Annotated in this window: 6 protein-coding genes; all 6 read left to right on the forward strand. The window is 31.2% G+C overall.

Annotation, left to right across the window (positions count from 1 at the left end; all coding sequences use genetic code 11):
- Nucleotide 1: 1 nt before the first annotated feature.
- The 6 genes from GXK57_RS02525 (at nucleotide 2) to GXK57_RS02550 (ending at nucleotide 16,077) form a co-directional block, all read left to right on the forward strand.
- Nucleotides 2–4,792 carry a type I polyketide synthase gene (locus tag GXK57_RS02525; RefSeq protein ID WP_160670952.1) on the forward strand — a complete coding sequence of 1,597 codons (4,791 nt, stop codon included), beginning with the start codon at nucleotides 2–4 and terminating at the stop codon, nucleotides 4,790–4,792.
- On the forward strand, nucleotides 4,792–9,675 hold the full coding sequence (locus GXK57_RS02530; protein WP_160670955.1) for a type I polyketide synthase: 4,884 nt from the start codon (nucleotides 4,792–4,794) through the stop codon (nucleotides 9,673–9,675). Before GXK57_RS02525 ends, GXK57_RS02530 begins: the two co-directional genes overlap by 1 nt.
- 3 nt (nucleotides 9,676–9,678) lie before the next feature.
- A complete protein-coding gene (locus GXK57_RS02535) occupies nucleotides 9,679–12,726 on the forward strand; it encodes a beta-ketoacyl synthase N-terminal-like domain-containing protein (protein WP_160670958.1) in 3,048 nt (1,015 codons plus the stop codon).
- Nucleotides 12,727–12,875: 149 nt separating this feature from the next.
- Nucleotides 12,876–14,225, forward strand: a complete 1,350-nt coding sequence (locus GXK57_RS02540; protein WP_160670961.1) for an MATE family efflux transporter — start codon at nucleotides 12,876–12,878, stop codon at nucleotides 14,223–14,225.
- A gap of 308 nt (nucleotides 14,226–14,533) precedes the next feature.
- Nucleotides 14,534–15,211, forward strand: coding sequence for a M23 family metallopeptidase (locus GXK57_RS02545; RefSeq protein ID WP_160670964.1), 678 nt, complete (start codon nucleotides 14,534–14,536; stop codon nucleotides 15,209–15,211).
- Nucleotides 15,212–15,375: 164 nt separating this feature from the next.
- Nucleotides 15,376–16,077, forward strand: coding sequence for a thioesterase (locus GXK57_RS02550; RefSeq protein ID WP_160670967.1), 702 nt, complete (start codon nucleotides 15,376–15,378; stop codon nucleotides 16,075–16,077).
- Nucleotides 16,078–16,147: the final 70 nt, after the last annotated feature.

The following is a 16,147-nucleotide window of genomic DNA, read 5'->3' on the forward strand; positions in this document are numbered from 1 at the left end:
TATGCGGTTATCGGAACTTAGAAGTATTGAATTGAACAATATATCGGATGAGGACAATACCCAACTAGATAGTATTTCAAAACATGATATTGCTGTTATTGGAATTAGTGGAAGGTTTGCAGAGGCTGATAATCTTAAGGAGTATTGGGATTTATTGAAACTGGGAAAGGATTGTATTCGTAGCTTTCCAAAGGATAGAGCAAGCCAAATAATGAATTATGTAGAACAAATGCATGCTCTAGGATTGTCAGAAGATGGAATTAAATTTATTGAAGGTGGTTTTTTAAATAATATAGATGAGTTTGATTACAGCTTTTTTGGGGTGTCATCTAAAGAAGCAAGTCTAATGGATCCAAATCAAAGGATATTTCTAGAAACAGCATGGGCTGCAATAGAAGATGCTGGCTATAGCAGAGAGCTAATAAGTGGAACAAAGACTGGAGTATATATTGGATTTAGCAATGACTTTGAAGATAGTTATAGAAAATATGTTCAAATGACCTCGCCTGAGGATATAGGTGTAGCTACAGCTGGAAATATTAAGTCAATTATTGGTAGTAGAATATCCTATTTGCTGGACTTGAGAGGACCGAGTTTAGTGGTTGATACAGCTTGCTCATCTGTGCTAGTAGCCGTTCACTTAGCGTGTCAAGCAATTAGAAATGGTGAGTGTGACATGGCTATTGCAGGTGGAGTAAAAGTAATATTATTTCCATTAAAAGGAGAAGATAGTTGGCAGATTGGAATTCAATCACCAGATTTTAGGGCTAAGACTTTTGATGAACGGTCAGTGGGAACTGGACTGGGAGAAGGTGCAGGAAGCGTTATTCTAAAGCCTTTATACAAAGCTTTAGATGATGGAGATAATATTTATGCAGTAATAAAAGGCAGTGCTATAAATCAAGATGGAAATTCTGTTGGATTAACGACTCCTAATCCAGTAGCTCAAGAAGATGTCATAACCAGAGCCTGGCGAGATGCTAATATAAATCCTGAATCAGTTTCATATATAGAGGCTCATGGAACAGGAACAAAGTTAGGTGATCCTATCGAAATAAGTGGAATACAGAGGGCTTTTAGTAAGTACACGAATAAGAAACAATTTTGTGCAGTAGGATCTGTAAAGCCTAATATTGGTCATTTAGATTGCTCTGCAGGTATTGCAAGTTTAATTAAGGTAATATTGTCTCTTAAAAATAAACAGCTTCCACCAAGCATTAATTTTAAATATACTAATGCAAAGATAGATTTTGAGGAATCACCAGTATATGTAAATGATAGGCTTTCAGAATGGAATAGCGATTACCCAAGAAGATGTGGTATAAGCTCTTTTGGTTTAAGTGGCACTAACTGTCACTTAGTTTTAGAAGAAGCTCCTATTATACCTCTAAATAAGAAAGTAGAATTAGATAAAAGTTTGAAAATTTTAGTGTTATCTGCAAAAGAAGCTTATTTATTAAAAGAATTGGTGAAATATTATGATGACTTTTTTAATGGAGCCTCAGAGAATCTTGATATTAATAGCATTACCTTCACAGCAAGTGTAGGCAGAAATCATTATAATCATCGTTTGGTAATTTTATTTAATGATTTAGAAGACATCAAAATGAAGATCAAGAAAATATGTACTTTTGATTTTGTTGGAGAATCTTATAGTTTTGAAGACATATATTATGGTGAAGTGAAGTATGTTAAGGGTGACAAAAAAGAAAGTTTAAATGAGCTGTTTTTAGAAGAAAAGGTTCGAATAACAGCTAATGCTAGCGAAAAATTGAATTTTTATTTGGAAGATATAAGAGAGCACGAGCAATCATTGTATGATATAGCTAAACTTTATACTATGGGGGCAGATATTGATTGGAGAAAGTTTTTTAACGGTAAGAAAGTTAAAAAGGTTAGTTTACCAACGTACCCCTTTAGTAGAGATAAGTGTTGGGTTAAACCTAAAAATAACAACTTAGTTGGTTTTAAAATTAAGGAAATCGAAAAAACAAGTGACATTTATATACATCCTTTGTTAGATAGAGTTGAGATTAAGTCCAAAGATATAGAAATTTATTCTACTATATATTCACCGCAGAAGCATTGGGTACTTAATGAGCATAAGGTTAATGGAAAATGCGTTGTACCTGGCACTACCTATCTTGAAATTGCTAGAGCAGCATGCGAAAAGTATTTTGGTGAGAAAGTTATTGAGATGGAGGAGTTTACGTTCCTTACTCCACTTATGGTAGACTATGGTGAATATAAGGAGGTCCATACAATTATAAAAAAAGAGAAGGGATATTTAGATGTATCTATAGTAAGCAGAGTTAACAACGATGATGAACAATGGATTTGTCATGCTGAAGGGAGAGTTAAGGCAGAATTTCTGAGTCCTATAGAACCTTATGATCTAGATAGTCTGAAAAATAAGTTTTCACCTGAGGAAGTAGTTGATTATTCAAAGATTCCTCCAAGTGCCATCGAGACTGGTAATAGATGGAGGTGTATTGAGGCAATTGCAGTAGGAAAAGATAGCATATTAGGAAAGCTAGAGTTACCTAAAGAATATCATTCAGAAACAGCTGAGTACAAACTTCACCCAGCTCTAATGGATATGGCAATGAATTTACTAATTAGGAATATTGGAGAAGGATTGTATCTTCCATGGTCATATAAATCTTTAAAGCAATACTATCCGATACCTAATAGTTTTTATAGTTATATAAGAAGAAAAGGCACAGAAGAAAATGGTATAGAAGTAGCAACTTTTGATGTTACCTTAGTTGATTTAAATGGGAATGTTATTTTAGATGTTGAGGATTATTTCGTAAAAAAGGTACATGAGGTAGAAGAAAGGTTTGGAGATAAGCTAGATTGTTTTTATAGTGTTTCATGGATAGAAGAACCTTTGATAAATACAAATAGTGATATAAATTATGGAAATGTTTTAGTATTGAAAGGTAAAAAGAATATTTGTGATGAACTATTAAGTAAAATAAGGAAACATTCTTTAAGTTTAGTAGAAGTTGATTTTGCTAGCAATTATTCGAAAGTTTCTAATAATAGATATAGCATTAATGGAAGTAAATATGATTTTTTGAGATTGTTTAATGATTTAGAAGGCATGAAATTTGATAAAGTAATAAATCTTATGAGTTTAAATGATGTTAAAGAGATAGGAAGCATAAATGAATTTCAAGAGGCTCTAAACGTAGGTGTATATAGTTTATTTGAACTCACAAAAGCACTTTTAGAAAGTAAGATGGTAATTAACACAGATTTTGTAGTTATTTCAGATTATGGACATCAAATAACTGGCAAGGAAGAGAGTATAAAACCACACAATGCTAGTCTATATGGATTGACGAAGGTTATTGGAAATGAGTATAAAAACTTAAAGTGCAAATGTATTGATATTGATTCGGAAATAGATGTAGAGGATATTTTAGCTGAGATAAGTACAAAGGATGAGACTGAATTTGTATCCTACCGACAAGGTGTAAGATATGTACAAGAATTAGATAAAAAAAATATTGAAAATATTTCTCCAGAAGAAATAAAAATTAAAGCCGATGGAGTTTACGTAATCACAGGTGGTATGGGAGGTATAGGTTTAGAAATAGCTAAGTACTTGGCAACTATTGAAAAAGTGAATTTAGTGCTGATCAATAGATCCGTGTTTCCAAGACGTGAAAATTGGACAGGTATAAAACAGGGGAATATAGATATAAAAGTGCTAAATAAGATTAAGCAGATAAATGAAATAGAATCTCTAGGAAGTAAAGTGTTTATTTACAGCGGGGATGTATGTAATGATACTGATATGAACAAAGTTTTTAGTGATGTTAGAAGTAAATTCGGCAGGATTAATGGATTAATACATGGTGCAGGAGTTGCAGGAAACGGCTTTGTTTTAACAAAAGAAAGAGAAAAATTTAGCCAAGTAGTATTGCCTAAAATGTTAGGAACTTGGATATTAAATAAGATAACTGAAAATGATAGGTTGGACTTCTTTATTAATTTTTCATCAATAAATACTCTATATGGAATTCCAGGACAGAGCGATTACACTGCAGCTAATTGTTATTTGGATTCCTTTACTGAATATAGGAATAGAGAAAACAAGAGGACTATAACATTTAACTGGGCTGCATGGAAGGAAGTAGGTATGGCTGCTGACTTTAATGTAGATGAGAGTAGAAATTTATTCAAATCACTTTCAACTGAAAAAGCAATTAAAGCTTTTAGAGAAATAATTCAGAAGAGCATAACAAAGGTTGTTGTGGGGGAATTAAACTACGATGCTGTAAGATTATTCGACAATCAGCACCAAATAACTTTAGCTCGTGGGATAAAAGAGATTATTGAAAGAAAGATAAATGCCTATGAAAACAGCAAAAAAATAGAATCTAACTTACAGTTGGATGTAATAATAAAAGGGAAGCCAGAAAATAGCTTAACAGAAATTGATAGAAAGATTGCAAAAGTATGGGGACAAGTATTAGGAATTAATGAAGTTCATGTTGATGATAATTTCAATGAACTTGGAGGAGACTCAATTTTAGCAACTCAACTGTTAAGGTATATGGAAAAGGAGTTTCCAGGATATATAGACATAGCAGATATATTTACTTACTCAACTATAGGTAAGATGTCTGAATATTTAAGTGGAAAAATTAATGAAAAAGTTGAAGTTAAGCAAGAGGATAGCTCTGAAAAGCTAGATAATATATTAGAACGCCTTTCAAGGGGTGAGATTAGTGCTAGTGAGGCCAGTGAACTATTTGGTTTGGAGGGTGATGAGTAGTGGAATCTATTGTTAAATATATCTATGAACAAGTAGGTAATAAAAATTTATCTCAACAAGAAGCAAAGAAAATGCTCTTGGAGCTTCAAAATAAAAAGTCAAAACATGAAGATATTGCTGTAATAGGAATGGCTTGTAAACTACCAGGGGCTAAGAATGTTGATGAATATTGGAGTAATCTTGAGACTTCAAAAACTTTTATTGGAAGTGTACCTAGTAAAAGAAGAGCTGATTTTGATCACATAGTGCAAGGTCCAGCAATGAAGCTCTTTACTGGACGATCATTAAATGAAATAAAAGATGAAGAAGATTTATATGTTAAAGGCGCTTTTTTAGATGAGGTAGATAAATTTGACGCACCATTTTTTAATATTACACCTAAAGAGGCAACATTTATGGATCCTTATCAGAGACTTTTTTTAGAAACTGCTTGGGAGTCAATAGAAGATGCTGGATATAATAGCAATGATATTTATAAGAGCAAAACTGGAGTTTTTGTAGGTAGAGACTATTCCCCTCAATCATTATATAAATTTATTACAGAAGATGATTCAATGCACTTAACTGGTTCTTGGACAGGTATATTGGCTAGCCGTATATCTTATATATTTAATTTACAGGGACCAAGCATGGTAGTTGATACTGCTTGTTCCTCAGGATTAACAAGTGTTCATTTAGCATGTGAATCACTTAGAAATAAAGAATGCGATATGGCTATAGCAGGTGGAATAAATATAAATATGCAATTATTAAAATCAGCAAATTCTGTAATGGATATGAGTATGGTTGAATCAGATGCTGGGGTTGTAAGAACCTTTGATAAGAATGCTAATGGAACTGTATGGGGTGAGGGTGTTTGTGTGGTAATGCTCAAACCTTTGAGTAAAGCTATCACTGATAGAGATAATATTCATGCTGTTATTAAGGGAAGTGCCATTAATAATGATGGTGCTTCAAATGGTATAACTGCACCAAATGCGGAAGCACAAGAAGATGTAATATTAAGAGCTTGGAAAGAAGCAGACATAAATCCTGAAACTTTGATGTATACAGAAGCTCATGGAACTGGGACTGTTTTGGGAGATCCAATAGAAATAAAAGGTTTAGTTAATGCTTTTAATAAGTATACAGAAAAAAAACAATTTTGTGCCATAGGTTCTGTAAAGCCAAGCATAGGACATACAGTCGCTGCATCAGGAGTTGCTGGTATGATTAAGGTAATCCTTTCTTTAAAAAATAAAAAGATTCCAGCTAGTCTAAACTTTAATGAACCAAATCCATATATTAATTTTTTAAGTTCTCCAGTGTATGTTAATGATAGGCTAAGAGATTGGAAAAGAGGTGAGACTCCAAGAAGAGGTGGAATAAGCTCTTTTGGATTTAGTGGTACCAATTGCTATATGGTGCTTGAAGAGGCACCTGATAAATTAGAAGAAACTTCTAAAGATAACCATAGAAGTGAAAATATATTAACGCTTTCTGCAAGGAATGAAAATGTATTAAGACAGCTAATAGAAAACTACAACAAGTTTTTACAACATCAAACAGAAGATAAGTTGGAAGATATATGCTATACAGCTAATGTAGGAAGAGGACATTATTTTTGCAGACTCGCTATACTTGTAAAGAATTTAGATGATTTAAAAGAAAAAGTAAGATGGTTATTAAGTGGTGAATTAAAAACAGATGAAAGTAAGGGAGTTTATTTCGGGAAATTTAAAATAGTGTCTGAAGGTAAAAAAGAAAGAGAAATCGGTGAAATTACAATATCAAATAAAACTCAAATCAGTGATGAGTTTAACAAAAGCATTAGAGAGAGTCTTACACTAAAGTTATCCAATAAAGAGCTATTAACTGAAATATGTAGGCAATATTCTAACGGGGTAGATATTGATTGGAAGATAATTTATAAGAGTGAAAATAGACACAGAATAAGTATCCCTGTATACCCTTTAGAGAGAATACGTTATTGGGCTAATCCTAAAGATTTTGGAGAAAAAAACAATGAATTAACTACGAAACAACTTGAGTATCCATTAATTGATAGAGTTTTGGCGGATTCAATGAATGAAAGAATTTATATAACTGAACTGAGTGTTGATAAACACTGGATAGTACAAGAGCATAGATTTATGGGCAATTATGTAGTTCCGGGTGTAGCTTATGTAGAATGGGCAAGGGAAGCATGTTCCGATTATGCGGGAAGTAATAATATTTCTTTAGAGGATGTTACATTTTTAACTCCACTTGTTGTATTAGAAAACGAAGTAAAAGAGGTACAAACTATTATTTCTAAGGAAAAAGATAGTTTGAAATTTTCTATAGTAAGCAAATTGAGAACAGAAGATAATCCAATAGATGCAGAATGGATTATACACTCAGAGGGAAGGGCTTATGTAGATATGGAGCAAAGTAAGCCTCAAAAATATGATATAAATGAGATAATAAAGAAGTGTAGTCGTAAAATTGATAATGTTGATCAACTAGTTGATATTTCAACAAAAATAGGGCCATTCGATTTTGGAGGAAGGTGGTATAATTTAGCAGAAGTTTATGTTGATGAAAACATAAATGATACATTAGTACTTATGAAATTACCGAAACAGTATAGGAGTGATTTAGAGGAGTACTATTTACATCCATCTTTGTTAGATAATGCAGTAAATATACAGATATCTACCAGTGATGTAGGCGGAGTATATTTGCCCTTTTTATATAAAAAATTAAAGTTTTTTGCGCCAATGCAAGAAGAGTTTTATAGCTACTTGAGAAAGATAACTAAAAACCCAAAAAATGCAGAAACCATTACGTATAACATATCTCTCATGGATAAGGAAGGAAATGTATTTGCGGAAATTGAGCAATATTCAACTAAACGTATGAGTGAGAGTGATCAGCTTAAATATAAAGGCAGTTATGGAAAGATAAATTCATATCTTGTAAGTAACTGGAGAGAAGAAAATATTTATAATGACCTGAAACAATTTACAAGGGAATGTACAGTGGTATTTAAAGGGGAAAGGGATATATGTTCAAGGTTAATTGATAATTTTGTTAAGCATGGTGAGAATGTTATTGAGGTAGAGATTGGAAGTGAATTTAAGAAGATAAGTGAAAATAAGTATGAAATAGGGACAACCCAAATGGATTATGACAACTTTATTAATGCTATTAGAACAAGCGGATTTACTAGAATAATTCATATGATGACTTTAAGAGATAATAGGGAGTTATTAGATATAGAATCTCTTAAAGTGTTGCAAAAAAGAGGGGTTTATTCGATTTTCTATTTAGCTAAAGCTTTAAATAAAAATAATATAAATAAATCAATCGATCTTATATTAGTATCTGATTATGTAAATAAAGTAACTGGAGAAGAAACCATAATTAATCCTCACAATGCAACAATGTTTGGTATTGGAAAAGTACTACGTGAAGAACTTAAAAATATAAATTGTAGGTGTATTGATATAGATGAATATACCTCACCAAATTCTATTTTAGACCAAATCTATTCTAAAACAAATTGGTATTGTATAGCAAATAGGCAAGGGAAAAATTACGTTGAAGAACTGACTAGTTTAGAGAAGGGTTCAGTAGAAAGAACTCAATTTCATATAAAAAAAGGTGGGGTTTATGTTATAACTGGTGGAACTGGTGCTCTTGGATTAGAGGTAGCGAAACATATTTCATCACTAGACAAGGTTAAGTTAATATTAATAAATCGTTCACCTATGCCTGAAAAAGACAAATTAATAGAACACATTAATTTGATTAATGATTCCAAACTTAGTAAAAAGCTAAAGGATATAAAACAAATTAATGATAGCGGGTCCTTAGTGGATTGCTATAGTGTAGATGTCTCAGATGAACAACAAATGAGGTTAGCTTTTGATGATATTGTTAAAAAGTATGGAAATATAAATGGAATAGTTCATGCAGCAGGGGTCGCTGGGAAGGGGCTTATGTTACTAAAGGACGAAGAGCAGTTTAATAAAGTACTTTATCCTAAGGTTTATGGCACATGGATATTAAACGATATTACTTCAAATATGGATTTAGATTTCTTTGTACTTTTTTCATCAATAGTTACTTTATTTGGAATACAAGGACAATCGGATTATACTGCAGCTAACTGTTATTTAGACTCTTTTTCTGAATATGGAAGTGTTTTGGGAAGGAGAATTCATTCTATTAAATGGTCAGCGTGGGAGGATATGGGCATGGCGTTTGAAAATAACGTCGATAAAGATTCGGGATTATTTAGAATGATAAATTCTGAGGAGGCATTAAATATATTTGATGATATTATAAGTTCTGATATAACCAAAGTAGTACCAGCTGAGTTAAACTTCAATTCAATCGAAGCTGATGTAGATAAAAATAGTTATATAAAAATATCATCAAAATTGGAACAAGAAATTAATAAAAAAATAAATTCTTCAAGAGCTAAAAAGAATAACTTAAGTAAGAGGAAAATTGTAGGTAAAGTTGCAATTAGGGGAAAATCAGAAGAAGAATTAAATACAATAGAAAAAGAACTCTCAGAAGTATGGGGGAGTGTACTAGGAATGGAAGAAGTTGATCTATATGAGAGTTTCAATGAAATGGGAGGAGATTCCATACTAGCAACTCAACTATTAAAGGAGATAGATAAAGTTTATCCAGAGGTTTTAGATATTTCAGATATATTTACTTACTCAACAATTATAGAAATGGCAAAGTATATAGAAGATAAATGCAATTCAAACAAGAAAGTATTAAGCGCTAAGGATATATCTTCATATAATGAAGACGAATTATTGGATTTGTTAGATAATCTAGAGGCAGGTGCAACAACTATAGAGAATGCATTAGAGATTCTTAAGGATAAAAGGGGATAGCTTATGGATGTTGAACTTATTAATAAATATATTCTTGAATGTGTTAAAGAACAAAGAATAGAAAAAAAGATGGCATTAGAAATACTTAAGGAAATAAATATTAACGGGAAAAATAAATCAAAAGATATTGCAATTATAGGAATGGCATGTAGACTTCCAGGAGCTAAAAATGTTAATGAATACTGGAATAATCTATTAAATGGTGTGAACAGTATAAAAAGGTGTTCAGAAACAAGAAAAAAAGATATTGTAGATTTTTTTCCGTTTACTAAAGAGGCAGCTAAAAGTTCAGACTTTAAGATTGGTGCACTTGATGAAATAGATAAGTTTGATGAATCCTTATTTAGGATATCGCCTAAAGAGGCTATTTTGATGGATCCATACCAAAGATTGCTGCTTGAAACTTCATATGAAGCTATAGAAGATGCAGGTTATGGAGGAAACGCAATTATAAATTCAAACACAGGTGTTTTTATAGGGAGAGATTACTCAACAAATGATATGTATATTGATGGGGTCAGCAATCAGGAGTTTTTAGCTGCTACAGGTTCATATCCAGCGATTCTTTCAAGTAGAATATCATACGTTTTTAACCTGCACGGACCAAGTATAGTTTTTGATACAGCTTGCTCTTCAAGTTTTGTAGCGTTGAATATGGCTTGCAAAGGATTAAAAGATGATGAATGCGAAATGGCTATAGTAGGTGGAATAAATCTATTTATAAATCCATTTTTAATTGATGGAAAAGGGTCCAATATGGATATGATAGAATCTAATGAAGGAAAGCTAAGAGCCTTCGATAAAGATGCATCAGGAACAATATGGGGAGAAGGCGTTGGTGTAGTTGTTATAAAATTACTAGATAAAGCAATAAAAGATAATGATAATATTTATGCAGTAATAAAAGGTAGTGCAATAAATAATAATGGTACAGCTAATGGAATTACTGCTCCTAGTGCTGAAGCACATGAGGAAGTAATAGTAAATGCTTGGAAGAATGCTGGAATTGATCCAGAAACTATCTCATATATAGAATCTCATGGCACTGCAACAAAAATTGGAGATACTATTGAAATAAAGGGATTAACAAATGCTTTTAAAAGGTATACAGATAAAAAGCAATTTTGTAGTTTAGGAGCTGTAAAAGCAAATATAGGACATTCTATGAGTGCATCAGGTATAGCATCTCTAATAAAGGTGGTACTATGTATAAAAAATGAAGCGATACCTCCCAATATAAATTTTGAGCAGTCTAATCCTTTCATTAATTTTTGCAATTCCCCTGTATTTTTCAATGATATCTATAGGCATTGGAAGTCAGAAGATGGTCCAAGAAGGGCTGGTATTAGTAACTTTGGTTTAAGTGGCACCAATGGTCATGTAGTTTTGGAGGAATATAGAGAAAAAGAAAGTGAAAAAAGGCAAGAGCTACTCCCAAATATTCCAAACTATAATGTGCTGACTTTATCTGCTAAAAGTGAAAAAGTACTTAAGCGTATTATAAAAAACTATTATAAGTTTTTAAAAAACAATGAAGATTTAAATTTGAAAAATATTTGTTATACTTCAAGTATTGGCAGAGGTCACTATAACTATCGTGTTGCAATAATAGTAAAAGACTTAAAAGAACTAGAGAAAAGATTAAAAAATTTAATTTGCAAATTTCCTTCAAATATAGATGATGAATTTGTTTATTATGGAAAGCATAGAGTTGTTCATGAAAATGATGAATACATGAATGAAGAATCTATAACAGAGAAAGAGAAAAACAGTATTACTAAAGAGTCTTTTATATTATTAAAAGATTACTTAGATACCGGAAAAGTTAAAGTTGAGTATTTAAAGAGTATATGCTCTTTGTATTTGAGAGGAGCAGATATTCCATGGAATAACTTTTATAGTACTGAGAAAGTTAAAAAAGTAAGTTTACCGACATATCCCTTTGAGAGAAAAAGGTGTTGGCTTGACACTCCAAAAAGAGAAGAAGATGATAGGGAAAAAGAAAGAGTGAATGTAGATAGGTATAGAAGTTTAGAAACTATTAAAGTAATTGGGAGACGAGATGGTGTATATAGTACATTCGAGAAGAAAATAGGCGAAATTATAGCTGAAAAGCTGGGGATGAAAGAGATAAGTATCTATGACGAACTTTTTGATCTTGGAGTAGATTCAATCCATATAATTGAGATTGTGTATAAGATATGTGATGAAATGAAAATTCAGTTGAAACTTGACGAAATATCAGATTACACAACTATTTTTGATATAGCAAAAGGAATTGAGAAAAAGATTATACAAAAAGATAACATTTCATCTGATGTAGAAAATAAAGTAGCTCCTGATAGATATGAACTAACTCCAGAAGATATAAGTAAAAAAAATAAAATACTTGAAAAGAAATTAAAAAGGTATGACTACTGTAAAATAGTTGTATTTAATAATGATAAGGTTGTTTTAGAAAAAAAAATAACTGAAACCACTGCTATGGCTGCTAACTGTTATATTTTGGGGGATGGTAAAGAGTGTATAGTTATTGATCCAGGTGTTGATTATTATGAGATATTAAATGCTGCGCAACAATCAAATATGGATATAAAATACGTGATAGCAACCCATTGTCATCTAGATCATATAATGAATGCAGATAAAGTAGTTGAAAAAACCAATGCTAAGATTCTAGTTCCTGAAGGTGATATAGATTTACTAAGAAGTACTATTAAGGGTGAGCCTAGGAATATATTTAGATATATTAAAGATGCTGAAGAGATTATAGTAGGAAACTTAAAGCTTGAAATAATCCATTTGGGTGGACATACTAAAGGAAGTATATGTATTAAGTCTGAAAAACAACTGTTTACAGGTGATGTAATATTTAAGCATTCTATTGGAAATCCAGACAGTGAGTGGGGAGGCAGTTATTCAGAGATAGTTCAGTCTATTCGAAACAAGTTATTTGTCCTAGAGGATAAGGTAACGATTTATCCTGGTCATGGTGAATTTACTACTATAGGAGATGAAAAAGAAAATAATATAATAACTATATTAAAGTAAAATGTAATTGAATTTCCATGGGAAAAATTGACTAAGTGTATATATATGGTAAAATTAATATATATGCACTTAGGGTGATTTAATATGATGTAGTAAAACTGTTAAATCTTATAGTTGCATTAGAAGACATGATTATGAGGAGGAATATAATGAGAAATGAATATGGAAGGGATTTAACAAAAGGAAAGGTTTTTAGTAATTTAATAGTACTTGCACTACCAATATTTTTAGTATTACTTTTGACAATGGGATACCAAATAATTAATTCAATATGGATAGGGAATATGCTAGGAAAGGATGCATTGGCTTCAGCAACTGTTAGCTTGTCAATTCTAAGTTTACTTATTTCGGTAGCGACAGGCTCAACTTTAGCTATCTCTATATTAATCTCCCAAACATTCGGAAAGAAAGACCATGAAATGGTTAAAAAAATTGTAGATAATTCAATATACTTTTTTATTATAGTTAGCGTAATTATAACCGTTGTTTTTATAATTGGAAGTAATTTTTTCCTTAAAGTTATGGGAGCGTCTGATGAAATACTTGGTATGGCTTCAACTTACTTAAGACTATCAATGGTAGGTTTTTTGGCAATATACTTATTTGATGTAGTCAATGCAATATTAAATGGAGTTGGAGATGTAAAAACACCATTAAAAATTTTGGTATTATCAACTGTTATAAATGCTGTACTTGATCCAATACTGATTAGCAGATTTGGTTTAAAAGGTGCTGCATTTGCCTCTCTAATTTCTCAAGTTGCTGCTTTAATTGCAGGGATTATTTATATCAATAAAAAGGGCGATTTATTATCAATAAAAATTAAGAGATTTACCTTTGATAAAGAAATAATTATCAAATTGGTGAAGATTGGATTTCCTTCATTAATACAACAATGTTTATTACCATTAAGCTCATTATTTATTACAGCACTTGTAGCAAGTTACGGTTCGGAATCTATAGCTGCGTTTGGAGCTGCTGGAAAGATAGACTATTTTGCTATAATACCGGCGATGGCAATTGGAAATGCAGTATCAATTATGGCAGGTCAAAATATAGGCGCTGGTCTATATGACAGAGTGAAAGAGATATTTAAAAATGCAATAAAAATTAATTTATTAATTAATCTTATTATTGCGTTAGTAGTATTTTTCATGCCTAAAATACTATTACGTATGTTTGCAGCAGATCCACATGTATTAAATATTGGGGCTAATTATCTTAAGATAGTTTGTTTTGGATATATACTTTTTGCAATATCATTTGTAACTAACGGGATTATCAATGGCTCAGGTAAAACCATTATTACAATGCTTATATCATTTTTGTCTCTATGCATTATACGCGTACCTATAGCAATATTTTTATCTCATAATGGGTTTGGATTAAATGGAATATGGATTGCAATTCTTATAAGTTATGCTGTAACCTCTGTTAATAGCTCATTATACTACTTGCTAGGTAAGTGGAGAAAGGTTGCTTTAGATGCAGCTGCTTAGATATGAATAAGAGGAGAATATAAATGTCATTGGAGAGAAAATCAGTTATAACAGTATTTAGTATTATATATATTATCTTACCATGTGTTATAATTGGAAATTTAATATTTACTAATCCTAAAAGTGTATTGGTATATTTAACAAATATAATTATTTTTTTAGAGTATTTTGTAATTCTATATTACACGGGATATTGGGGAGCTATAAACTATAAAATAAAATATCTTTTTGTTACGATAGGATTACTAGTCATTCTTAGGGAGACTAAAGAAATTACAACATTGACAACTTTATATCAAGTGACCGACATGTCAAATTTATTTTTTATGTTTAGGATAATACTATTTTTGATACTAGGCGTTAATATTATATTTATATTCAAAAGTTTTTCTTATAAAGGAAAGGATGTTAAACTAGAATTTCCATTTAAGGATGGGGAATATTGGATAATGCATGGAGGAGATGGCAAACATAGTTCTTTGACAAATTATCACTATAATGCTTTTTTTCATAGAAGAGCTGGAGTTAATGATTCAATGAGATATGCAGTAGATATAGTTAAACTTAGTAGAGGTAAGATATCAAAGCATATATTTTCAACAAATATATTAGATTACGAAAGTTTTCAAGATAAGATCTATGCCCCATGTGATGGAAAAGTAGTTGATATAATTGAGGAGTATGACAATAGTGCTCCATATGGTGGAAATTACCCGTATAATACAGGAAATACAATAATTATTAAGACTAAGGATTATTATGTTTTAATGGGCCACATACAGAAGGGAAGCATAAGAGTTAGGCTATCTGAATATGTAGCTAAGGGAGATGAGATTGCTAGAGTAGGTAATTCAGGTATGACTCAGTTTCCTCATTTACACATGCAGGTTGTATCTTCAGATTCAGAATATATGTGGTTTGGAAAAGGAATTCCTATATTATTCAATAACAAATTTCCTGTGAAAAATATGATTTTTAAAGTTTAAAATCATATGAAAACTATCTACTGCTGCAGTAAGCCATATGTATTTTTTATTGAAGAAATTACTTTGGATTCGCAGCAGTTTATATCTGTAGAAAATCTGATAAAATTATTCATATAATAGATGCTGTAAATATAGTGTTTTATACAGCAGAAAAGAGGGGAAATATGAGGTTATTTTGCTTTCCTTATGCAGGTGGTTCAGCGACTGTCTATTCAAAGTGGAAAAAAATGGTGAACAGTTCTATAGAAATTGTTCCAGTCGAATTTCCTGGGAGAGGAATAAGATTTAATGAAAAGCTATGTGATAACATGAAGAAATTAGTTGACGATGTATACAATAGCTTAGAGAAAAGTCTTATTGAAGATGAATATATGCTATATGGACACAGTATGGGTGGACTTTTTGTATACTATTTAACTAATAAAATTGTAAAAAGTGGTATTAGATTGCCGAGTAGATTGTTTATATCAGGAAGAAGAGCTCCTCATATTAACAAGAGTAGCGAATTTTTTTACGAAATGACAGATAAGGAGTTTGTAAGTAAAATATATGAAATTGGAGGCACACCAAAGGAACTTATAGAAAACGAAGAAATGTTAAAAATTTACATTCCAATTATAAAAAATGACTATAGGCTAGTTGAGACTTGTCTATATGAAAAGCCAGTAAAAATATTTGATTTTGATATAACTATTTTTAATGGTATAGAAGATGATTTAGACAAGGAAGATATAGAAGAATGGAGTAGATATACATCAAAAAAGTTTATTAGCTATAATTTTAATGGTGGACATTTTTTTATACGGGACTACGGGAAAGAAATACTTGATATTATATATAATCAAACAAAGCAAGGAACTTCATAACTAATCATTTCTAATAACTTCAAGATTCTAGGAAGTGTTTTCCACAGAATTTTAATTACTATAATTTAAA

It is taken from the genome of Clostridium sp. C8-1-8 (assembly GCF_009928445.1).
Taxonomy (GTDB): domain Bacteria; phylum Bacillota; class Clostridia; order Clostridiales; family Clostridiaceae; genus Clostridium_AR.